The organism is Aeromonas sp. 160P (assembly GCF_055193095.1).
In genome coordinates, this window is sequence record NZ_JBUXKV010000001.1 from 1,226,843 (window position 1) to 1,248,728 (window position 21,886).

Here is a 21,886-nt window from a genome sequence, read left to right on the forward strand (position 1 = left end):
AACAGTGCAGTGGTGAGCGATGCTGTTGCCGTTGAACACGTCACATCCAGCAACTGCGAACTGGTTCCCTCTCCCTCCGGAAGAGGGCAATTCCCCCTCATCCCCAACCCTTATCCCCTTGTTTTTCAAGTAAGCGGGAGAAGGGAGCGGAGCGCTGTTCTGTCGAACCACGTGTGATAACTTGTCAGCGCTAAATGGTTAGCCAGCTGTTGTTCACCTAAACGCGATCGGTTCCCTCTCCCTTTGGGAGAGGGTTAGGGTGAGGGCAATTCCCCTCATCCCCAACCCTTCTCCCTCAAGGGGAGAAGGGAGGTAAATGTTTCAGCAGCGTATTGAAACCACCCCTGTTATCTCACAGAAGCGGCCGAGGTGCTGCCGCTCTTGTCACTCCCGCCGATGATGGATCAGGGGCTATGCCCTCTGTCTATAGAAGAGGGGGCTATGCCCCCTCAACGGAATCAACGGGTTATCGCGCTTGCTTAGCCGTGGGTGTGATCGCCACCGATGGCCTGATGCTGCTCCTTCATGGCGCGGATCCGGCTGGCCAGGGTGTAGAGACGGATAAAGCCTTCGGCATGGCTCTGGTCATACACTTCGTCGGCGCCGAAGGTGGCGAAGTCTTCGGAGTAGAGGCTGTTCGGTGACTTCTTCTGCACCGCAGTGACCTGACCCTTGTACATCTTCAGGATGACTTCACCGTCCAGATCTTCGGCGATGGCGTTGGCAGAGGCGACAATGGCCTTGCACAGTGGGGTGAACCAGCGGCCGTCATAGACCAGATGGGAGAACTCGGCCCCCAGCTTTTCCCGCCAGGCGCGGGTCGGTCTGTCCAGTACCAGCTCTTCCACGGCGCGCAGTGCGGCGACCATCACGGTACCGCCCGGGGTCTCGTAGCAGCCACGGGACTTCATCCCCACCATGCGGTTTTCGGTGATGTCGATGCGGCCCACGCCGTGCTTGCCGGCACGCTCGTTCAGGGTCATCAGGATCTGGTGCGGGCTCAGCGGCTGGTCATCAACGGCCACCACTTCACCCTGCGCCACGGTCAGCTTGACGTACTCTGGCTGATCCGGTGCCTGCTCGGCGGGCACGGTCCACTGCCAGACCGCTTCGGAGGGCTCGTTCCAGGTGCTCTCCAGCTCGCCACCCTCGGTGGAGATGTGCCAGGCGTTGGCATCGCGGCTGTAGATCTTTTTCAGGGTCGCCTTGCAGGGGATGCCGCGGGTCTCCAGATAGGTCAGCAGATCTTCCCGGGAGCGCATGTCCCAGATCCGCCACGGGGCGATCACTTTCAACTGGGGCGCCAGTGCGGCGACTGCCCCTTCAAAACGCACCTGATCGTTGCCCTTGCCGGTGCAGCCGTGGGAGATGGCATCAGCCCCTTCCGCCAGTGCTGCTTCTACCATCGCCTTGGCGATGATCGGGCGGGCCATGGAGGTGCCCAGTAGATAGGTGCCTTCATAGACGGCGCCGGTCTTCAGGGTCGGGTAGACGTACTCTTTGACGAACTCTTCGCGCAGGTCTTGGACGATGCACTTGGTGGCGCCGGAGGCGATGGCCTTCTGCTCGATCCCTTCCAGATCGTCGCGCTCCTGACCGACGTCGGCCACGAAGGCGATGATTTCGGCGTCATAGTGTTCTTTCAGCCAGGGAATGATGGCCGAGGTATCCAGTCCACCCGAGTAAGCCAGTACGATCTTGTTGATTCCGCTCATTTTACTTCTCTCCATGATGATTCGATAAAGGTGTCGTGATTCAGCTTGAGTAGCGCGTTACTTGTTGCCCTGATTATTTATGCCCAAACAGGGTCAGCAACACGGCGTTCTGGATATGCATCCGGTTTTCGGCCTCGTCCATGATGAGGGAGGCGGGGCCATCCATCACCTGCGAGGTGATCTCCAGCTCCCGGTGCGCCGGCTGGCAGTGCAGCACATGCTGGATGCCGGTGCGGTCGAGCAGGGCCTGGTTGATCTGATAAGGCATAAAGATATCTTTTACCTGCTCCATTGGCGTGCTGTCACCCATGGAGACCCAGGTATCGGTGTAAACCACGTCAAATCCTTCGATATCCGCCACGTCATCGCTGATGTGAATGGTGGCGCCGGAATCGGCCGCAAGCGCCTGCGCCTGCAGGAAGATCTGGGTATCCGGGCCATGGCCTTTCGGGCAGATCAGGGTGACATCGGTGCCCAGAGTGGCCCCCAGCAGCAGCAGAGAGTGGCTGACGTTGTTGCCATCACCGAGGTAGGCGAGTTTCACCTTCGACAGATCGTCGTAGTGCTCGGCAATGGTCATAAAGTCGGCCAGCCCCTGACAGGGGTGGTAGAGGTTGCACAGGCTGTTTACCACCGGCACTGTGCCGTGCTCTGCCAGCGCCACTAAGGTCTGGTGGTCGAACACACGGGCGACGATGGCATCACACCAGCGTGACAGGTTGGCGGCGAAATCCTTCACCGATTCCCGTTTGCCCAGCGCGCCGTTCTGCTGATCCAGATAGACGCTGTGGCCGCCGAGCCGGGCGATGCCGATGTCGAAGGTGACCCGGGTACGCAGGGAGGGCTTCTCGAACAATGTGACCACGCTCTTGCCTGCCAGCGCCTGGCTGTACTTCTTCGGGTCGGCCTTGACCGCTTTGCCCAGCGCAATCAACGCTTCGATCTGGGCTTTGTTCAGATCACTGTCTTTCAGAAGATGTTGCATCGGATGTTCCTTGTTCCGGTGGAGATCAAATAGCGACTTGGGTGCCGACCGCGCCGCCAGCCAGCAGCTTGAGCAGCTGATCCGGGTAGCGCCAGCTGGCGACACAGACCGGCTTGCCGAGGGTCTCGGCAGCGTGCAGGGCCGCTTCTACCTTGACCGCCATGCCATCGCGGATCACCCCTTTCTCCATCAAATCGAGGGCGGTCAGCTTGTCGAGCTGGGGCACCAGCTTGCCCTTGCCATCGAGGATGCCGCTCACGTCGGAGAGCATCACCAGATCGGCGCCGAGCGCTTCGGCAATGGCGGTGGCCGCCTGATCCGCGTTGACGTTCATCAGCTGCCCATCGGCGGTGATGCCGATAGAGCTCACTACCGGTAGGAAGCCCTGACCGAGGATCCCCGCCACCAGTGCCGGGTTGCCCGGTTTGCACTCGCCGACCGCGCCGAGATCCGGGTCGAGCTGGGTCACCTGACACAGGCCGCCATCCGCCAGACAGAGTCCCACCGCCGGAATGCCGGTGGCAATCGCCTTGGCCATCATCTGCTTGTTGGCAGTGCCCGCCAGCGCCCCGGCAATAAAGGGGATCTGCTCGAACGGAGTCACCCGCAGGCCATTCTTCTTGGTAGAGGTGAGACCCAGTCCCTTGAGCAGGTCATCCACCAGACAGCCACCGCCGTGTACCAGTACCAGCGGACGGTGCTGATCGTCGAGAAAGGTTTTGAGGGTGGCGAACAGGGCGGTCAGCGCCTCGTCGTTCTCGATAAGGGCGCCGCCCAGCTTGATAACCAGCGTCTGTTTGTCCATCGTTGCAATCCTTCCTTAAGTCCTTAAATCAGGCCGGTGGCCGGTTCAAATCCGAATTTGATATTTATGCACTGCATGGCTTGCGAGGCGGCACCCTTGAGCAGGTTGTCGATGGCGGAGACCACTACCAGCATGTTGCCCTGCTGTTGCCAGGCAATATCGCAGTAAGGGGTGTTTGCCACACCGCGAATGGAGGGCATCTGGCCGGTGAGGCGCACTAGCGGCTTGCCTTCATAAGCCTTGAGGAAGGCCTGATCCACCTGGGTGGGGGTCACGCCGTCCGCCAACTGCACATAGATGGTGGCCAGGATACCGCGCACATAGTTGCCAAGGTGGGGTTGGAACAGCACCTCCTTGCCGAGGTGGTGGCTGATCTCCGGCTGGTGTCTGTGATTGAAGGTGCCGTAGGGATTGAGGCTCACTTCACAGAAGCTGCTGTTGATGGCTGCTTTGCGACCGGCACCGGAAACCCCGGAGACGGCGTTGATGATCGGCTGCCACCCCTTGGCAATCAGGCCATCCTGCTGCAGCGGCTTGAGGGCGCAGAGGGAGGCGGTCGGGTAGCAGCCGGGCACGGCGATAAGCTGGGCGGTGGCTATGGCATCGGCATTCCACTCCGCCAGACCATAGACGGCCTGATCCAGCCACTGCTCGCTGTCGTGGGTGAAGCCGTAGAAGCTGTCGTAAAAGCCCTGATCCTTGACCCGGAAGGCGCCGGAGAGATCGAATACCGGCAGCCCCTTGGCGAGAAACTTGGGGGCCAGCTTGGCGCTCACCTCGTGGGCAGTGGCCAGCAGCACCAGATCGGCCTGGGTCAGGATCCGGGTCATGCCGTCGTCGTCCAGCGGCAGCAGCGGCTGATCGAGGGCACCGACCCACTGGGGATGCAGGGAAGAGAACCGCTTGTGGGCATCCTGACTGCCAGCGGAGACATAGAGGCCGAACAGCTTGAGTTGTGGATGGTTCTGTACCAGTGCGGCCAGTTCGGCTCCCGCGTAGCCACTGGCACCGACGATAACGGTGTTAAGCATGTTGAATATTCCAAGTCAGAGTTCGAGATTCACAGCATGGCGCTGCAGTGCAAGGGGTTCATTCACCCCGGTGCACCGTCTTGATAAAACAAGTGCGGAGGGGCAATTCAGGCGGGTGTGTGTCGTCGGTTATAGATCAGGTGACAGAACATTAACTTTCCCTTACAACTAGAAGCCTTTGTTGATGAGCCAGATATTCAGGTAAAATTACAGAATATTCATGCACTCACTTTGCATTTGTATTTTCTAACAGAAACATTCCGGGGACGCAAGGAGGAGCTGATGGCCAATCTGGATTTTTTTTCACTTTATAAGAATATTATTGCGATTCCCTCTATCAGCAGCACGGATCCCAAGTGGGACCAGAGCAATGAGGCGGTGATCCGGCTGCTGGCCGACTGGTTCGGTCAGCTCGGTTTTCACTGCGAGGTGACGGCGCTCCCCGATCTGCCCGGCAAGTTCAATCTGGTGGCAACGATCGGTCAGGGGGAGGGCGGCCTGCTGCTGGCGGGTCACACCGATACGGTGCCGTTTGATGAGGGGGGTTGGAGCAAGGATCCCTTCAAGGTGACCGAAGAGGGCAATCGCCTCTATGGCCTCGGTACCATCGATATGAAGGGCTTCTTCGCCTTTATCGTTGAGGCACTGAAAGAGATCGACCTCACCGCGCTCAGCAAGCCGCTACGCATCCTCGCTACCGCCGACGAAGAGACCACCATGGCGGGGGCCCGCGCCATCGCTGCGGCGGCCGAGCTGAAACCCGATTACGCCGTGATTGGCGAGCCGACTGGACTGGTGCCGGTGGTGGCCCACAAGGGGCATATGTCGGAGGCAATCCGCATTACCGGCAAGAGTGGTCACAGCTCGGATCCCGCCAACGGCGTCAACGCCATGGAGATCATGCACAAGGCGATGGGACAGGTGCTGCGTTTGCAGCAGGATCTGAAAGAGCGCTACGCCGACCACCGCTTTGCGGTGCCGCAGCCGACCCTGAACCTCGGTTATATCCAAGGGGGCGACAGCCCGAACCGCATCTGCGGCTGCTGCGAGCTGCATATCGACCTGCGACCCACTCCGCAGGTGGGGCCGGATGAGCTGATGGGGATGCTCAAAGAGGCGCTGTCGCCCATCGAGATCCACCAGCCGGGCTGCCTGCATCTGCAACACCTGCACGAGCCCATTCCCGCCTACGCCTGCGACGACGATTCAGTGCTGGTACGGGAGGCGGAGAAGGCGAGCGGCCGCGCTGCCGAGTCGGTCAACTACTGCACCGAGGCGCCGTTTATCCAGCAGCTTGGTTGCCAGACCATAGTGATGGGCCCCGGCCATATCACCCAGGCGCATCAGCCGGATGAGTATCTCGACCTCTCCTTCGTCAAGCCGACCACCACAGTGTTGCAGCACCTGATCAGACGTTTTTGCCTGTAGCGGCAGCGGTGAAAGGGGCGTAAAAACTGTAAGTAAGTTACATAACAAGCCGGTTGTGGAGTAGTGACGGAAATACATGTTCTGAATCGGCCTGTTATTTGACCTTGCGCAGACAATCTGGGTAGATTGTCACCCTAAGATGACGGAGCATATGTTGTAATCGCACAACAATAAGTGAGGTCGTCTTGCACCCCGGATGGGTGTCAGGCACCAACAAGATAAGGATGTGGAATGAACGAAAAGTACGCCGCACTACGCGCCAACGTAGGTATGCTGGGTCAGCTGCTGGGTAAATCCATCAAGGATCATCAGGGTCAGGCCTTTCTCGACAAGATCGAAACCATTCGCCAATTGGCCAAGTCCTCCCGCAAGGGCAATGAATCAGACCGGGAACGTCTGCTCGATACCCTGCGCACCCTGAGTGATAGCGAGCTGCTGCCGGTGGCACGCGCCTTCAGCCAGTTCCTCAATCTGGCCAACGTGGCGGAACAGTTCCACACCATCTCCCGTCGCTGCGAAGAGCAGGTCTGCACCCCGGATCCGCTGGAGCAGATGTTCGACAAACTCAAAGCCTCCAACCTGTCGCAAGAGGCCATCATTCAGGCGGTGCGCGAGCTGGATATCGATCTGGTGCTGACCGCTCACCCCACAGAGGTGACCCGTCGTACCCTGATCCACAAGCACGTGCAGCTCAACGACTGCCTCGAGGCGCTGGAACTCTCCGACCTGCTGCCCCGCGAGCGGGACAAGATCCTCAATCGCATCGAGCAGCTGATCAATCAGGCGTGGCACACCAACGAGATCCGCGAACAGCGCCCGACTCCGGTGGACGAGGCCAAGTGGGGCTTTGCGGTGGTGGAGAACAGCCTGTGGCCTGCCATTCCCGAATTCATGCGCAATCTGGACGAGCGTCTGCAACACCATCTGGGTGTGCGGCTGCCGCTGGATGCCGCGCCGGTCAAGTTCACCTCCTGGATGGGCGGTGATCGCGACGGCAACCCCTTCGTTACTGCCAAGGTGACTGCCGAAGTGCTGGAGCTGGGCCGCTGGATGGCGGTGAGCCTGTTCTACAAAGACATCAAGGAGCTCACCTCCGAGCTCTCCATGTCCGACTGTACCGACGCCGTGCGCGCCCGGGTTGGCGATCACCCCGAGCCCTACCGTGCGCTGGTGCGCGAGCTGCGTGAAGCGCTGCGCGAAACCAAGGAGCACCTCACCGCCAAGGTGCAAGGGCAGGTGAGCGAGAGCCTGGATCTGGTCAAGACCACCGCCCAGCTGCGCGAGCCACTGGAGCTCTGCTACCACTCCCTGCACGCCTGTGGCATGGGCAATATTGCCGACGGCATGCTGCTGGACGTGCTGCGCAAGGTCGCCTGTTTCGGCATCCATCTGGTCAAGCTGGATATCCGTCAGGATGGCGAGCGCCACGGGCTGGTCTTCTCCGAACTGACCCGCTATCTGGGTCTGGGGGATTACGCCGAGTGGAGCGAAGATGACAAGCAGGCCTTCCTGCTCAATGAGTTAAGCTCTCGCCGCCCGCTCATTCCCCACGATTGGGAGCCAAGCGCCGAGGTGCGCGAGACGCTGGATACCTGTCAGGTCATCGCCCAGTACGACCCCGATGCGTTCGGCATCTACATCATCTCCATGGCCGGTGCGCCGTCCGATGTGCTGTCGGTGCAACTGCTGCTCAAAGAGGCGGGCTGCAAGTTCCGCATGCCGGTCGCCCCGCTGTTTGAAACCCAGGATGACCTGATGGCGGGCACCGCCGTGATGGAGCGCCTGCTCTCGGTGGACTGGTATCGCGGTTACATTCAGGGTCGTCAGTACGTGATGATCGGTTACTCCGATTCCGCCAAGGATGCGGGCATGATGGCCGCTGGCTGGGCCCAGTACGCCGCCATGGAATCCCTGGTGGGTCTGGCCGAAGCCAACAATATCCGCCTCACCCTGTTCCATGGCCGTGGCGGTACCGTCGGTCGTGGTGGTGCGCCAGCCCATCAGGCGATCCTCTCCCAGCCGCCGGGATCCCTGCGCGGCGGTCTGCGTACCACCGAACAGGGGGAGATGATCCGCTTCAAGTTCGGCTTGCCGAAAGTGGCGATCAAGAGTCTGGCGCTCTACACCAGCGCCGTGCTGGAAGGCAACCTGCTGCCGCCGCCCAAGCCGAAACAGTGCTGGCGCGAGGTGATGGAGCAGCTGGCGACCGACTCCTGCGATCACTACCGCAGTATCGTGCGCGGTCATCCGGACTTCGTTCCTTACTTCCGCGCCGCCACCCCGGAAATGGAGCTCGGCAAGCTGCCGCTCGGCTCCCGCCCCTCCAAGCGCAAGCCCAACGGCGGCGTCGAGAGTCTGCGCGCCATTCCGTGGATCTTCGCCTGGACCCAGAACCGCCTGATGCTGCCAGCCTGGCTCGGTGCCCACAAGGGGCTGCAACAGGCCATCGATGGTGGCAAGCTGGCTGTGCTGGAAGAGATGAGCGCCCAGTGGCCCTTCTTCCGCACCCGCCTCGAGATGCTGGAGATGGTGTTCCTCAAAGCGGACGCCTGGCTCGCCGAGTACTACGACACCCGTCTGGTGCCGCAGGAGCTGTGGGGCCTTGGTCAACAGCTGCGTCAGGAGCTCGCCGACTCCATCGAGGTGGTGTTGAAACTGAGCCCGCGCGGGGATCTGCTGGAGGATCAGCCGTGGATCAAGGAGTCCATCAAGCTGCGTAACCCCTATACAGACCCGCTCAACGTGCTGCAGGCCGAGCTGCTTAACCGCTCCCGTAACCAATCGGAGACCCTGCACCCCGAGCTGGACAAGGCGCTGATGGTCACCATCGCCGGTATTGCCGCAGGTATGCGCAACACCGGTTGATTGCCAGCCCAAGCCAGCGGGCTTGAGCGATATCCATCAAGCCAAAGGGCGCCGACAAGGCGCCCTTTGTGTTTGTTTTCCGGCAGAATTCGGACAGATGGGAACCCCGTCCTGATGTGAGGCGGTATTTCGTAGGGCGCAATAAGCGCAGCGCATTGCACCACTCGAAAATGTGTTTTTCATGGAGTTCTCCGGCGTTTGATATGGCAAGCGGTGCAATTCACTTCGTTCATTGCACCCTACGAATAACGAGCGCTGCGTGACCCTCCGGCTTGCATCCCCCGCTATGCAGGCGCAGACTGTTTGGCCTTGTTTTTATGCGATTCAATTCAGGGCAACCATTATGACCCCAGCCATCAACCTGCTGAAGAAGCTCAAGATCCCACACAAGCTCTATCCCTACGAGTGCGAAGCCCACGACGATTTCGGCAAGCATGCCGCGACCCAGCTCGGGCTGCCGGAGGCGCAGGTGTTCAAGACCCTGGTCGCCCATCACGACAAGCAGGCGGTGGTGGCCATCGTTCCCTCATCCGGCATGTGCAGCCTGAAGCAGTTGGCCAAGGCGACCGGCCTCAAGAAGGTGGAGATGATGAAACCGGCGGAAGCGGAGAAGCTGACCGGTTACAAGGTGGGCGGCATCAGCCCGCTGGCCCAGAAGAAGCTGCTGCCTACCGTGCTCGATGAGTCGGCGCTGCAGTTTGACGAGATCCTGGTGAGCGGCGGCAAGCGTGGCCTCTCGGTCGGGGTAGCGCCGCAGGATATGCTGACCCTGATGAAGTGGATCGCCGCCCCTATCGGTGAAGAGTGAGATGTGGGAGCTGTAAGAGGCGTCATGAGCAGCGCCACGCAGTCGTTCTGGCTCAGCGCTCCTGGAGTGCTTTCTCCCATTACCGTACTGTATTCAAGGGAATACGGGCAGGTCTATACTGGATAGACCTTGTGGTGTGAGCTTGGCCAACATGTCGCGACTGCTGTTCTGCCTCTTATTGTTCCCTGCTGTTTTGCTGGCCGAAACCCGTTACACCTATGTCAGCCCGGAGAGCGAGCGGGACCCGCGCACCACCTATGACCGGGAGTTGCTGCGCCTCGCCCTCGACAAGACCCGCGATCAGTTCGGCGACTACGTGATGGTGCCAGCGCCACCCATGACCAAGGCGCGTGAGCGGCTCAGCCTGCAGCTCGACAGTTTTCCCAACTTCTTTGTGATGGACAGCTACAGCCGGACCCGCGAGCGGTTGGGGTTGGCCTATGTCCGCTTCCCAATCCATCTGGGCATCGTCAGTTACCGCATCTGTTTTGTCAGCCCGCAGCAACAGGCGGCAGTGGCCAGGGTGACCGACCTCAAGGGGCTGCGCCAATTTACCTTCGGTCAGGGTCGGGGCTGGCTGGATGTGGATATTTTGCGTCACGCTGGGCTCGAAGTGGTGGATATCGAGGGATATGAGCTGCTGTTCAAGATGGTGGCGCGTGGCCGTTTCGATCTCTTCTGTCGCGGGGTGAGCGAGCTGCGCAGCGAGCAGCTCACTCATCAGGAGATTGAGGGGCTCAAGGTCGATGATGCCCTGATGCTCTACTACCCCTTGCCTCGGGTCTTCTACACCAACCCCCACAATCGCGAGGCGCTCAAGCGGGTCGAGCAGGGCTTGCAGTTGGCGTGGCAGGATGGCTCGCTCCAGGCGCTGTGGCGCAAGAGCTTTGGCCCGGCCATCGCCTTTGCCAAGCTGCCAGAGCGACGCCTCATTCGGCTGGAAAACCCCTTTCTCAAGGGCATCAGCTTCGATTACCGCCCCTACTTCTACAATCCACAAACCGATCGCTTCGGCGATCAGTGAGGCTGCTGCCGCTGGCGGCAGAGGGCCAACCAGGCTTCGGCGGTGCGTGACAGATAGCGCTCGCTCGGCCAGATCACCCCGAGTTGCCAACTCAGTTCAGGCTCCAGCGGCCGCACCACCAGTCCGTCCGGGGTCAGCCGATTGCAGACTGGCTCCGGTAAAAAGGCGATCCCCATGCCGCTGCGCACCATGGCGGTGAGAAAATCCCACTGGCTGCTGCGCGCCGCCACTTGCGGCACAAAGCCCGCGTTCTGACATGCCTGCTCCAGTCGTTCGCTCAGGGTGAAGGCCTGGGTATAGAGCAGGAAGGGCTCCTCCTGCAGGGATTCCAGCCGCAGCGGCGTATCGCCGCGCCAGCGGGGTTGATCCGGCAGCACTACCCTAATCGGATATTGATCCAGCTCCAGCGCGCTGAGGGCGCCCCCCTCTTTGGTCGGCAGCATGGTGATGGCCAGATCCAGCTCACCTTCCAGCACCGCCTGCTCGATGCGGCGACCACCGTACTCCACCAGGGTCAGCTCTACCTTGGGATAGAGGGTGCGGTAGGCGCGGATCAGATCCGCATAGACGTGGCCGACCATGGGGGGAATGCCGAGGGTGAGGCGACCGTGTTGCAGGCTCTGCAGATCCGCCAGTTCCGCTTCCAGCTGCTGCATCTCCGCCAGAATGGTCTGGGCCCGGTTGAACAGTACCTGGCCGCTGTCGGTCAGGGTGAAGCGGCGCCCCTCCCGGTTGAGCAGGGGCAGGCCCAGCTCCTCCTCGATATTGCGGATCATCTTGCTGATGGTGGGCTGGGTGACAAACAGTTTTTCAGAGGCTCGGGTGAAGCTCTGCTCTCGCACCAGTTCGACAAAATAGCGCAGGGCACGAATATCCATGGACTCTCTCTGCTCTGGTTGATAGATGTATGCCTTTTTGGCATGAATTTGATAATTTTAATTCATTATTTGAAGGTTTAGCGCATCTCTATACTGTGAACCGGTTCACAGAAAGACGATGATCATGAAAACCCTCTGTTTGCGCTGGTTACAGACTCCCTTCCAGATTGTGTTGCTGGCAGCCATCTGGCTACTGGCCGATACCGCGGTGCGCACCCTTCATCTGCCACTGCCGGCCAACCTCACCGGCATGCTGTTGCTGCTGGCCTGCATCCTGCTCGGGGTGGTCAAGGTCGAGTGGTTCCGTGCCGGGGCCCGCTGGCTGCTGGCGGAGATGCTGCTGTTCTTCGTCCCTGCTGTGGTGGCGGTGGTCAACTATCAGGATCTGCTGTTGCAGGAGGGGTGGCGGATCATGGTGGTGCTGTTGGTGAGTACCACCCTAGTGCTGGGCACCACAGCGCTGGTGGTGGACAGGGTTTACCGCCTTGAACTGAAACTGGCCCGTCGGAGTCGCCGTCATGTCTGATACCCTGCTCGGGCTGCTCTGTTTCGCCCTGACCCTGATCTTCTACTACGCCAGCAAATGGCTCTACGGCAAAAAGCGCATCCTGCCGCTGATGCCGCTGCTGCTGGCGCCGACCCTGCTGGTGGCTGTGGTGCTGCTGTTCCACATTCCTTATCAGGATTACATGGCCCAATCCCACTGGCTGCTCTGGTTGCTGGGCCCGGCCACCGTGGCCTTTGCGGTGCCGGTCTACGAGAACCGCCAGCTGGTGCGTCGTCACTGGCTGTCGCTGTCGGTGGGGGTGGTTGCCTCGGTCATCATGGCGGTCGGTAGCACAGTGCTGCTGGCGCGCTGGCTGGATCTCTCCGACATGCTGCAACGCAGTCTGGCGATGCGCTCTATCACCACCCCCTTTGCGGTGGAGGCGACCCGCGCCATCGGCGGTCAGAGCGATCTCACTGCGCTGTTTGTGGTGCTGACTGGGGTGATCGGCATGGCAGTGGGGGAGAGCGTGCTCACAGTGCTGGCCATTCGCAGCCGTCTCGGCAAAGGGGCTGGCTTTGGTGCCTCGGCCCACGGTGCTGGCACAGCTAAGGCCTATCAGATGGGTAACGAGGAGGGGGTGGTTTCCAGCATGGTGATGATGATCGCCGGTATGGTAACCGTGCTGCTTGCCCCCCTGCTTGGGCGGGTGTTCTGGTAATCCCCGATAGCGGTTGGCGCACTACACTCAAACCATCAGGTTGTATGGATACTGTTTATGACTCCTTGCTGGCGCTTGTTATTTTGCTTGTTGGGTGGCGTTTTGTTACCAATGCCAGCCCTGCAGGCGGCCGCTATTTTTACTTATCCCAGCCCTGAAAGTGATCAGGATACACGGGCACTCTACTACCGTGATGTGCTGCAGCTGGCGCTGGAGAAAACCCTCGATAGCCATGGTGTCTACCAGTTGCGGCCTGCCCCGCAGATGAACCGGGTTCGACTTCGTCTTGAGGTCCGGCTGGGCACTTATCCCAACTTCTTCTCGGCCGATAGCCAGCGCACCCCTGATGAAATGTTATTCCTTGATTACGTGCCTTTCCCTGCCGAGCTTGGCATCCTGGGTTATCGCATCTGTTTTGTCAGCCCCCAGCGGGAGCGTGAGGTCGCCAATATCACCCGATTGGAGCAGTTACAAGCACTGCAGCAGGGGCAGGGACGTGGCTGGCAGGATGTGTTTATTTTACGGCATGCGGGTATGCAGGTGCAGGAGGTAGACAGTTATGAGCGGTTGTTCAAGTTAGTGTCGCGCGGGCGGATAGACCTGTTTTGTCGTGGTGCCAACGAGCTGTATACCGAGCTGGAGCAGCGCCCGGAACTGGGGCTGCGGGTCGACAAGCAGGTGCTGATCCATTACCCCTTTCCCCATCTTTTCTACACCAACAAGGATAACAAGCAGGGGGTTATCCGTATTACCAAGGGGTTGCAATTAGCCTGGCTTGATGGATCTTTGCAAAAGCTCTGGGCAAGTTATTTCAGATCCGGCCTTGAGCGGGCCAATTTGCCGGCCCGTCAGTTGTTTGAGTTGGAAAATCCGCTATTAACCCCCCTTGGCGTTGATCTTACCCCCTACCAGTATGACCCCATTCGTCAGCAATTCGGCAAGGGGACGCCCTGAGCGAGCAGGCAAAAAAAGGGGAACCTCGCGGTTCCCCTTTTTGCATGCCTGAGCAGCGGCAGGAGCTTACAACATCTGTTTGAGACGATAGAGCAGATCGAGCGCCTGACGGGGGGTCAGCTCGTCGGGGCGCACCGCTGCCAGCTCTTCCACCACCGGATGGGGCTGTGGGGCGAGGGTCACCGGGGCCGGGCGGGTTTCACCGGCGGCCACCGGGGTGGCGCTTTCCAGCTCGTGCAGTTTGTGCCGAGCCTGCTGGATCACCGATTTCGGCACCCCCGCCAGCGCCGCGACCTGCAGGCCGTAGGAGCGGCTGGCCGCCCCCTCCTGCACCGCGTGCATAAAGGCGATGGTGTCGCCGTGCTCGACCGCGTCCAGATGGACATTAGCCAGCCCTTCCATCAGCTCCGGCAAGCGGGTCAGCTCGAAATAGTGGGTGGCGAACAGGGTGTAGGCGCCAATCTTGCTCGCCAGCTGTTCGGCACAGGCCCATGCCAGCGAGAGGCCGTCGTAGGTGCTGGTGCCGCGGCCAATCTCGTCCATCAACACCAGACTGCGGGCGGTGGCGTTGTTGAGGATGTTGGCGGTCTCGGTCATCTCCACCATAAAGGTAGAGCGGCCGGAGGCGAGATCGTCCGACGCCCCGATGCGGGTGAAGATGCGGTCGATGGGGCCGATGCGGGCGCTGTCGGCGGGCACGAAGGCACCGATATGAGCCAGCAACACGATCAGCGCGGTCTGGCGCATGTAGGTGGATTTACCGCCCATGTTGGGGCCGGTGATGATCAGCATCCGGCGGCTGCGCTGCAGGTTGATCGGGTTGGCGATAAAGGGATCGCTCATCACCTGTTCAACGACCGGATGGCGGCCCGCCTCGATCAGGATCTGCTCCTCATCGATCAGCGTCGGGCAACGGTAGTCGAGGCTCTCGGCCCGCTCCGCCAGATTGGCCAGCACGTCCAGCTCCGCCAGTGCGGCGGCGGACTCCTGCAGATCGCCGAGGTGAGGCAACAGACCGTCGAGCAGCTCTTCGTAGAGCCGCTTCTCCAGCGCCAGCGCTTGGGACTGGGCGGTGAGCACCTTGTCCTCGTACTTTTTCAGCTCGTCGATGATGTAGCGTTCGTTGTTCTTGAGGGTCTGGCGGCGGATATAGTGGGCCGGCACCAGATGGCTGTTGGCGCGACTGACTTCGATGTAGAAGCCATGTACCCGGTTGTAGCCCACCTTGAGGGTGTTGATGCCGGTCAGCAGCTTCTCCCGCTCCTCGATACGGGCGAGGCTGGCGGTGGCCCCGTCGGCCAGATCCCGCAGCTCGTCCAGCTCCTGATGGAAGCCGTCACGGATGACGCCGCCATCGCGGATCAGCACTGGCGGTACCTCCATCACCGCCCGCTCCAGCAGGTCGAGCAGCTCGGGGAAGGTGCTGGCGCGCTCGGCCAATTGCTGCACCGCTTCGTGTTGGTTGTCCGCCAACAGGCGCTGCAACTCGGGCAACTGGGCGAAAGCCTGACGCAGCCGGGTCAGGTCGCGCGGACGGGCCGAGCGCAGGGCCAGACGAGCCAACACCCGTTCCACGTCGCCGACTTGGCGCAGCAGACCACCCAGCTCGTCATAGAGGTTCTGTTCGATCAGCTCCTTGATGGTGCTCTGGCGACCTTTCAGGATCACTCGATCGCGGATCGGCTGGTGGATCCAGCGCTTGAGCAAGCGGCTGCCCATGGGGGTGGCGGTGCGATCCAGCACCTCGGCCAGGGTATTTTCATAGCCCCCCGCCAGATTCTGGGTCAGCTCCAGATTGCGGCGGGTGGCGGCATCCATGATGACGGCGTGATCGGGCTGCTCGAGGCGCACGCTGCGGATGTGGGGCAGGGCGGTGCGCTGGGTGTCTTTGACGTACTGCATCAGGCAACCGGCGGCGCACAGGGCGGTCTCGCTCTTGTCGACCCCGAAGCCCACCAGATCCTGAGTACCGAACTGCTGGCAGAGCAGCTTGCGGGCGGTGCCCAGCTCAAACTCCCACTCGGGGCGGCGACGCAGGCCGCGGCGACCCTCGACGTGGTGCAAGAACTCGAACGATTCGGGATAGAGCAGCTCGGCCGGATTGGTGCGTTGCAGCTCAGCCAGTAACGTCTCTTCCTTGTCGAACTGGTTGATGAAGAAGCGGCCGGAACCGATGTCCATGGTGCCATAGCCGAAGCGGCGGCCATCGTGGTAGACGGCGGCGATCAGGTTGTCTTGCCGCTCGCTGAGCAGTGCCTCGTCGGAGACGGTGCCCGGGGTGATGATGCGGATCACCTTGCGCTCCACCGGCCCCTTGCTGGTGGCGGGATCCCCCACCTGCTCGCAGATGGCGGCAGATTCGCCGAGCTGCACCAGCTTGGCCAGATAGCCCTCGATGGAGTGATAGGGCACCCCCGCCATCGGGATCGGACTGCCCGCCGACTGGCCGCGCTTGGTCAGGGAGATATCGAGCAGCTGGGAGGCCTTGCGGGCATCGTCATAGAACAGCTCGTAGAAGTCGCCCATCCGGTAGAACAGCAGGATCTCCGGGTTCTCGGCCTTGAGGCCAAGGTACTGCTGCATCATGGGCGTGTGGGCGCTCAGATTGGCGCTGGGAGCGGAGCCTGTGGCGCCGCTGGCTTGGTGTTGTGCGGTCATGTTCTATTCCAGAAGGGGCCTCTGCGGGCCAGTGTCTGCGGTGATGAGCCTTGAGCTTGATGGCGCCATTCTACACAGAAGCGCCGCGACGGGGGAGGTCGGGTGTGGCGGCCAGTTTTCACTAATTGGCCTCACAGCGACACATCAGAGGCCGTGACGAGGAGGCGGCCATCTGCCTTGTGGCGGTTGCGGGCTGCGGTGGCAGGATCGCATAATGTGCCTCTTGAGCGGATCAGCAGGAGTCGTGATGAAACTGGATGCAGAGATAGAGCAGCTTGCCAGCGAGCTGGGGCGGGCCCTCGGTCATCGGGGTTGGCTGGCGGCGACTGCCGAATCCTGTACTGGCGGCGGGGTGGCCAGCGCTATCACCGACATCGCGGGCAGCTCCGGCTGGTTCGATCGCGGTTTTGTCACCTACACCAACGAGGCCAAGCAGCAGATGCTGGGGGTGAGCTGCGAGACTCTGGCACAGCATGGCGCGGTGAGCGAAGCCGTGGTGCTGGAGATGGCCCGCGGCGCGCTGGCCCACTCGTCGGCCGCCATCAGTGTGGCCATCAGCGGCATCGCCGGTCCCGGTGGCGCTACCGAGGACAAGCCGGTCGGCACCGTCTGGTTCGCCTGGGCCGATCGCAATGGCCGTCACCACTCCCTGCTCGCCCGCTTCGACGGGGATCGCCGACAGGTGCGCCAGCAGGCAGTGAGACAGGCCTTGTCGGGTCTGTTGGCCCTGCTCAGATAAATTGGGCTTGATACTGTATGAATAGACAGTATACTTAGCCCAACTTCACTTCTTACTCACGATTTCCAGCGGAGATTGGCATGGATCAGAACAAACAGAAGGCACTGGCGGCTGCGCTGGGTCAGATTGAAAAGCAGTTCGGCAAAGGTTCCATCATGCGTCTGGGCGACAGCAAGACCATGGATATCGAAGCCATCTCTACCGGTTCTCTCTCGCTGGACGTGGCGCTGGGCATCGGCGGTCTGCCGTGTGGCCGTATCGTCGAGATCTACGGCCCGGAATCTTCCGGTAAAACCACCCTCACCCTGCAGGTGATTGCGGAAGCCCAGAAGAAAGGCAAGGTCTGTGCCTTTATCGATGCGGAACACGCCCTCGACCCTATCTATGCTGCCAAGCTGGGCGTCAACGTTGACGACCTGCTGATCTCCCAGCCGGATACCGGTGAACAGGCGCTGGAAATCTGCGACATGCTGGTTCGCTCCAACGCCGTTGACGTCATCATCGTCGACTCCGTGGCGGCTCTGACCCCGAAAGCGGAAATCGAAGGGGAGATGGGTGACTCTCACGTCGGCCTGCAGGCCCGCCTGATGTCTCAGGCGCTGCGCAAGCTGACCGCCAACATCAAGAACGCCAACTGCCTGTGCATCTTCATCAACCAGATCCGGATGAAGATCGGCGTCATGTTCGGTAGCCCGGAAACCACCACAGGTGGTAACGCGCTCAAGTTCTACGCCTCCGTGCGTCTGGATATCCGTCGTATCGGCGCTATCAAGGAAGGCGACGAAGTGGTCGGTAACGAGACCCGCGTCAAAGTGGTCAAGAACAAGGTAGCCCCTCCCTTCAAGCAGGCTGAATTCCAGATTTTCTACGGTGTCGGTATCTCCAAAGAGGGCGAGCTGGTGGATCTGGGGGTCAAGCACAAGCTGATCGACAAAGCCGGTGCCTGGTACAGCTACAACGGCGAGAAGATTGGTCAGGGCAAGGCCAACGTGATGAAGCTGTTTGCCGAGAACAAGACGATGGCCGCCGAGATCGAGGTGCGCTTGCGTGAGTTGCTGCTATCCGGTGCGGTTCCCGCCGAAAAGCCGGTGGTGGCTGACGAAGAGCTCGAAGATGAAAGCGAACAAGAGTTCGAGTAACAGGAAGGCCGGGCTAACCCCCGGCCTTGTCATTTATGGTCGATGAATCTTCCTCTGGTCACTCCCCTGAACCCGTTGAACTCTCCTTTGACGAGCTGTTTGCCGCCGCCCGCGCCTTTGCCATGCGCAGTCTGGCCCGCCGCGAGAGCGCCGAGTCGGAGCTGGCCAACCGGCTGCGCCAGCAGGGCTTCAAGGAAGAGGTGATTGCGGCGGTGGTAGACTACTGCCGCGGTTACAACTGGGTTAACGACGAGCGTTACGGTGGCATGGCGGTGCGGGCCGGTGCGGTCAAAGGGCATGGCCCCATCAAGATCCGCTTCGACCTGCGGCGCAAGGGGCTGGATGATGTCCAGATCGATGCCGCCTTCGATCAGCCGGAGCTGGACTGGTTCGAACTGGCGTTGGCCCTGCTCGAGCGACGAGCACGAGCCGCTGATCTGGGGGATTTCAAGTTGCGGATGAAGTGGCTCAAGTACCTGCTGGGTCGCGGTTTTAATCAGGACCAGGCGCGCTATGCGATCTCAGCCCTGCAAGAGGCGGCTGCAGAGTAGTCGGGGCTAGTGTCTTGTCGCGTAATGCAAGGTCGTGAGGCGATGTTGTGCCCGCCTTATTGTTAGACATATTGAGCACGGGATGGTGTTGTTGTTTCGGCTCGTGCTGATGGCGATCCGCAGTCCATACCGCCTGTGGTTATTCCTGCGTTCCGGCAGCGATCTTTACTCTTCCTGGCATCCTTCGGTGATACCCCTTATTTCACCTTTATAGGATTTTCCCTGCCCATTCAGTGGCTTGGGTGCTGGGTGTGGTGAAAGGCCGGTTCTGCCGTGCCACCTGCCTATTTTCCTCTGCTTTTGGCTTGATCTGTGGCTCAAAAAGCCGCTGTTTGCCTCCCTTTTCTTTCTGTACCTATTTATGCGCGCTTTTTCGCCCGTGACAGGCTGGTACGTTTTACTTTGCCCCGCAGAAAACTTACATTAATGCGATTAAAAGTCCGTATTCGAATCAAGCAGGGTTTTCCATGTATATGTCCACGTCAGAGATACGCGCGGCGTTTCTCGAGTATTTCCGTTCTCAGGAACACCAGGTTGTCTCCTCCAGCTCGCTGGTACCGCATAATGACCCGACTCTGTTGTTTACCAACGCGGGTATGAACCAGTTCAAGGATGTGTTCCTTGGCGCCGAGAAGCGTGCCTACAACCGCGCCACCACGTCCCAGCGTTGTGTCCGTGCCGGTGGTAAACACAATGACCTGGAAAACGTCGGCTATACCGCCCGTCACCACACCTTCTTCGAAATGCTGGGCAACTTCAGCTTCGGTGATTACTTCAAGCATGACGCCATCAAGTTTGCCTGGGGTTTTCTGACCGAAGTGCTGCAGCTGCCGAAAGATCGCCTGCTGGTGACCGTCTACGCGACTGACGATGAAGCGTTCGATATCTGGGAAAAAGAGGTTGGCGTGCCGGCCGATCGCATCGTGCGCATCGGTGACAACAAGGGTGCTCCTTATGCGTCCGACAACTTCTGGGCTATGGGTGATACCGGTCCGTGTGGTCCTTGCACCGAGATCTTCTATGACCACGGCGATCACATCTGGGGTGGCCGTCCCGGCTCGCCGGAAGAGGATGGCGACCGTTTCATCGAGATCTGGAACGTGGTGTTCATGCAGTTCAACCGTCAGGCTGACGGCACCATGGAACCGCTGCCCCGTCCGTCCGTGGATACCGGCATGGGTCTGGAGCGTATCTCCGCCATCATGCAGGGGGTGCACTCCAACTACGAAATCGACATCTTCCAGGCGCTGATCAAGAAAGCGGCGGAGATCGTTGGTACCACCGATCTGAGCAACCAGTCTCTGCGCGTCATCGCCGACCACATTCGTTCTTGTGCCTTCCTGATCGCAGATGGCGTGATGCCATCCAACGAAGGTCGTGGCTATGTGCTGCGTCGCATTATTCGCCGCGCCGTGCGTCATGGTCGCAAGCTGGGCGCTACCGAGGTCTTCTTCTTCAAACTGGCTGCCGAGCTGGCGGTGCAGATGAAGGATGTGGGTGCCGAATTGATCGCTCAACTGCCGCTGGTCGAGCGCGTGTTGCGCATCGAGGAAGAGCAGTTTGTCCGCACCCTGGATCGCGGCCTGCTGCTGCTGGAAGATGTGCTGGCCAATCTGGGCGACGCCAAAGTCGTGCCGGGCGAGGTGGTGTTCAAGCTGTATGACACCTACGGCTTCCCGGCTGACCTGACTGCTGACGTAGTGCGCGAGCGCGACATCAGCATCGACGAAGAGGGCTTCACCGTCGAGATGCAGAAGCAGCGTGCTCGTGCCAAAGAGGCCTCCAGCTTCGGCGTGAACTACAACGAGATGCTCAAGCTCGACTTCGAAACCCCGTTTACCGGTTACAAGAGCCTGAGCGAGCGTACTCGTGTGCTTGGTATTTATCAGGGCACCGAAGAGGTGAGTGGTCTGATTGCCGGTGACGAAGCCGTCATCGTGCTGGAGCAGACCCCCTTCTACGCAGAATCCGGTGGTCAGGTAGGTGACAGCGGTACCCTGAAAGTGGACGACGGCATCTTTGCCGTGACCGATACCCTGAAGGCGGGTAAGGCGATCATCCATAAGGGTTACATGGAGCTGGGCACCCTGGAGAAGGGCGCCGAGGTTGAAGCCGTGGTTGATGATGCTCGTCGTCAGGACGTGGCGTTGAACCACTCGGTGACGCACCTGTTGCATGCCGCCCTGCGTCAGTCGCTGGGGGATCACGTGACCCAGAAAGGTTCTCTGGTGGGGGCCGAGCGTATGCGCTTTGACTTCTCTCACTTCGAAGGGCTGACCATGGCGACCATTCGTCGCATCGAAGAGCTGGTCAACGCCCAGATCCGTGCCAACCATGAGATCGACACTCAGGTGATGGATCTGGATGCGGCCAAGGCTGCCGGTGCCATGGCGCTGTTTGGTGAAAAATACGAAGATGATGTGCGTGTGGTGCGCATGGGCGACTACTCCACCGAGCTGTGTGGAGGTACTCACGCCAAGCGCACCGGTGACATCGGCTTCTTCAAGATCATCGCCGAGAGTGGCATCGCCGCAGGCATCCGTCGTATCGAAGCCGTGACTGGTAAGGGCGCCATCGACTTCATGCATCAGCTGGCCGAGCAGTTTGAAGAGGCTGCCGCGCTGGTGAAAGGCGATCAGTTCTCCATCGGCAGCAAGGTGCGCCAGATGTTGGATAAATCCAAGATGATGGAGCGCGAGCTGGAGCAGCTCAAGGCCAAGCTGGCGGCTCAGGCCGGTAGTGACCTGCTGAGCCAAGTGATCGAGATCAACGGTCAGAAAGTACTGATTGCCGCGCTGGAAGGGGCTGACCCCAAATCCCTGCGTGGCATGCTGGATGAGCTGAAAAACCGCATGAAGTCCGGTGTCGTGTTGCTGGCAACCAGCGGTGATGACAAGGTCAACCTGATCGCCGGTGTCACCAGCGATTTGACCGGCAAGGTCAAGGCTGGTGAGCTGGTCAATCTGGTTGCCCAGCAGGTGGGTGGCAAGGGCGGTGGCCGTCCGGACATGGCTCAGGCGGGTGGTACTCTGCCGGAAGCTGTGCCTGCGGCGCTGCAATCTGTTCACTCCTGGCTGGAAGAGCGCCTGTAAGCGGGT

Annotated in this window: 17 protein-coding genes; 11 read left to right on the top strand and 6 right to left on the bottom strand. The window is 60.4% G+C overall.

Annotation, left to right across the window (positions count from 1 at the left end; all coding sequences use genetic code 11):
* Positions 1-479: 479 nt before the first annotated feature.
* The 4 genes from ACY8FN_RS05820 to argC form a co-directional block, all read right to left on the bottom strand.
* Positions 480-1,715, bottom strand: a complete 1,236-nt coding sequence (locus ACY8FN_RS05820) for an argininosuccinate synthase (RefSeq protein ID WP_101326072.1) — start codon at positions 1,713-1,715, stop codon at positions 480-482.
* Between the two features lie 73 nt (positions 1,716-1,788).
* Positions 1,789-2,700: an ornithine carbamoyltransferase gene (locus ACY8FN_RS05825; RefSeq protein ID WP_463099457.1), complete on the bottom strand. Its 912-nt coding sequence runs from the start codon at positions 2,698-2,700 to the stop codon at positions 1,789-1,791.
* A 25-nt stretch (positions 2,701-2,725) separates the two neighbouring features.
* Positions 2,726-3,505, bottom strand: a complete 780-nt coding sequence (argB, locus tag ACY8FN_RS05830; RefSeq protein ID WP_101348150.1) for an acetylglutamate kinase — start codon at positions 3,503-3,505, stop codon at positions 2,726-2,728.
* Between the two features lie 23 nt (positions 3,506-3,528).
* Positions 3,529-4,536 (bottom strand): N-acetyl-gamma-glutamyl-phosphate reductase, encoded by a 1,008-nt coding sequence (gene argC / locus ACY8FN_RS05835; RefSeq protein WP_463099458.1) that lies wholly within the window; start codon positions 4,534-4,536, stop codon positions 3,529-3,531.
* A gap of 282 nt (positions 4,537-4,818) precedes the next feature.
* Between argC and argE the strand changes: the two genes are divergently transcribed.
* From argE to ACY8FN_RS05855, 4 genes are all read left to right on the top strand, one after another.
* Positions 4,819-5,964 carry an acetylornithine deacetylase gene (gene argE / locus ACY8FN_RS05840; RefSeq protein WP_463099459.1) on the top strand — a complete coding sequence of 382 codons (1,146 nt, stop codon included), beginning with the start codon at positions 4,819-4,821 and terminating at the stop codon, positions 5,962-5,964.
* A 231-nt stretch (positions 5,965-6,195) separates the two neighbouring features.
* Positions 6,196-8,829 (top strand): phosphoenolpyruvate carboxylase, encoded by a 2,634-nt coding sequence (gene ppc, locus ACY8FN_RS05845; RefSeq protein ID WP_463099460.1) that lies wholly within the window; start codon positions 6,196-6,198, stop codon positions 8,827-8,829.
* 343 nt (positions 8,830-9,172) lie between these two features.
* Positions 9,173-9,637 (top strand): Cys-tRNA(Pro) deacylase, encoded by a 465-nt coding sequence (gene ybaK / locus ACY8FN_RS05850; protein WP_005336092.1) that lies wholly within the window; start codon positions 9,173-9,175, stop codon positions 9,635-9,637.
* Positions 9,638-9,788: 151 nt separating this feature from the next.
* Positions 9,789-10,661 (top strand): hypothetical protein, encoded by an 873-nt coding sequence (locus ACY8FN_RS05855; RefSeq protein ID WP_463101132.1) that lies wholly within the window; start codon positions 9,789-9,791, stop codon positions 10,659-10,661.
* Here ACY8FN_RS05855 and ACY8FN_RS05860 read toward each other — a convergent pair.
* Positions 10,655-11,539 (bottom strand): LysR family transcriptional regulator, encoded by an 885-nt coding sequence (locus tag ACY8FN_RS05860; RefSeq protein WP_139717487.1) that lies wholly within the window; start codon positions 11,537-11,539, stop codon positions 10,655-10,657. The two genes, ACY8FN_RS05855 and ACY8FN_RS05860, sit on opposite strands and share 7 nt — an antisense overlap.
* A gap of 124 nt (positions 11,540-11,663) precedes the next feature.
* Between ACY8FN_RS05860 and ACY8FN_RS05865 the strand changes: the two genes are divergently transcribed.
* The 3 genes from ACY8FN_RS05865 (at position 11,664) to ACY8FN_RS05875 (ending at position 13,701) form a co-directional block, all read left to right on the top strand.
* A complete protein-coding gene (locus ACY8FN_RS05865; RefSeq protein WP_042021599.1) occupies positions 11,664-12,065 on the top strand; it encodes a CidA/LrgA family protein in 402 nt (133 codons plus the stop codon).
* A complete protein-coding gene (locus ACY8FN_RS05870; RefSeq protein WP_139694237.1) occupies positions 12,058-12,747 on the top strand; it encodes an LrgB family protein in 690 nt (229 codons plus the stop codon). Before ACY8FN_RS05865 ends, ACY8FN_RS05870 begins: the two co-directional genes overlap by 8 nt.
* A gap of 111 nt (positions 12,748-12,858) precedes the next feature.
* On the top strand, positions 12,859-13,701 hold the full coding sequence (locus ACY8FN_RS05875; RefSeq protein WP_463101133.1) for a hypothetical protein: 843 nt from the start codon (positions 12,859-12,861) through the stop codon (positions 13,699-13,701).
* 66 nt (positions 13,702-13,767) lie between these two features.
* Here ACY8FN_RS05875 and mutS read toward each other — a convergent pair whose 3' ends face one another.
* Positions 13,768-16,359, bottom strand: coding sequence for a DNA mismatch repair protein MutS (gene mutS / locus ACY8FN_RS05880; RefSeq protein ID WP_463099461.1), 2,592 nt, complete (start codon positions 16,357-16,359; stop codon positions 13,768-13,770).
* Between the two features lie 247 nt (positions 16,360-16,606).
* On the opposite strand from mutS, the gene pncC reads away from it, so the two are divergent.
* The 4 genes from pncC to alaS all read left to right on the top strand — a co-directional run bounded on the left by pncC (position 16,607) and on the right by alaS (position 21,880).
* The gene (pncC, locus tag ACY8FN_RS05885) at positions 16,607-17,098 is read left to right on the top strand and encodes a nicotinamide-nucleotide amidase (RefSeq protein WP_463099462.1); all 492 of its coding nucleotides are present in this window, start codon (positions 16,607-16,609) and stop codon (positions 17,096-17,098) included.
* 80 nt (positions 17,099-17,178) lie between these two features.
* Positions 17,179-18,237: a recombinase RecA gene (recA, locus tag ACY8FN_RS05890; protein WP_068978981.1), complete on the top strand. Its 1,059-nt coding sequence runs from the start codon at positions 17,179-17,181 to the stop codon at positions 18,235-18,237.
* Positions 18,238-18,272: 35 nt separating this feature from the next.
* On the top strand, positions 18,273-18,788 hold the full coding sequence (locus ACY8FN_RS05895; RefSeq protein ID WP_463099463.1) for a regulatory protein RecX: 516 nt from the start codon (positions 18,273-18,275) through the stop codon (positions 18,786-18,788).
* 467 nt (positions 18,789-19,255) lie between these two features.
* Entirely contained in the window at positions 19,256-21,880 is a 2,625-nt protein-coding gene (gene alaS / locus ACY8FN_RS05900; RefSeq protein ID WP_463099464.1) for an alanine--tRNA ligase, read from the top strand.
* The last annotated feature ends 6 nt before the right edge of the window (positions 21,881-21,886 follow it).

Coding starts and splice junctions, on each gene's coding strand:
- ACY8FN_RS05820 (WP_101326072.1), bottom strand. CDS start 1,715: ATGAGCGGAATCAACAAGATCGTACTGGCTTACTCGGGTGGACTGGAT.
- ACY8FN_RS05825 (WP_463099457.1), bottom strand. CDS start 2,700: ATGCAACATCTTCTGAAAGACAGTGATCTGAACAAAGCCCAGATCGAA.
- argB (WP_101348150.1), bottom strand. CDS start 3,505: ATGGACAAACAGACGCTGGTTATCAAGCTGGGCGGCGCCCTTATCGAG.
- argC (WP_463099458.1), bottom strand. CDS start 4,536: ATGCTTAACACCGTTATCGTCGGTGCCAGTGGCTACGCGGGAGCCGAA.
- argE (WP_463099459.1), top strand. CDS start 4,819: ATGGCCAATCTGGATTTTTTTTCACTTTATAAGAATATTATTGCGATT.
- ppc (WP_463099460.1), top strand. CDS start 6,196: ATGAACGAAAAGTACGCCGCACTACGCGCCAACGTAGGTATGCTGGGT.
- ybaK (WP_005336092.1), top strand. CDS start 9,173: ATGACCCCAGCCATCAACCTGCTGAAGAAGCTCAAGATCCCACACAAG.
- ACY8FN_RS05855 (WP_463101132.1), top strand. CDS start 9,789: ATGTCGCGACTGCTGTTCTGCCTCTTATTGTTCCCTGCTGTTTTGCTG.
- ACY8FN_RS05860 (WP_139717487.1), bottom strand. CDS start 11,539: ATGGATATTCGTGCCCTGCGCTATTTTGTCGAACTGGTGCGAGAGCAG.
- ACY8FN_RS05865 (WP_042021599.1), top strand. CDS start 11,664: ATGAAAACCCTCTGTTTGCGCTGGTTACAGACTCCCTTCCAGATTGTG.
- ACY8FN_RS05870 (WP_139694237.1), top strand. CDS start 12,058: ATGTCTGATACCCTGCTCGGGCTGCTCTGTTTCGCCCTGACCCTGATC.
- ACY8FN_RS05875 (WP_463101133.1), top strand. CDS start 12,859: ATGCCAGCCCTGCAGGCGGCCGCTATTTTTACTTATCCCAGCCCTGAA.
- mutS (WP_463099461.1), bottom strand. CDS start 16,359: ATGACCGCACAACACCAAGCCAGCGGCGCCACAGGCTCCGCTCCCAGC.
- pncC (WP_463099462.1), top strand. CDS start 16,607: ATGAAACTGGATGCAGAGATAGAGCAGCTTGCCAGCGAGCTGGGGCGG.
- recA (WP_068978981.1), top strand. CDS start 17,179: ATGGATCAGAACAAACAGAAGGCACTGGCGGCTGCGCTGGGTCAGATT.
- ACY8FN_RS05895 (WP_463099463.1), top strand. CDS start 18,273: ATGGTCGATGAATCTTCCTCTGGTCACTCCCCTGAACCCGTTGAACTC.
- alaS (WP_463099464.1), top strand. CDS start 19,256: ATGTATATGTCCACGTCAGAGATACGCGCGGCGTTTCTCGAGTATTTC.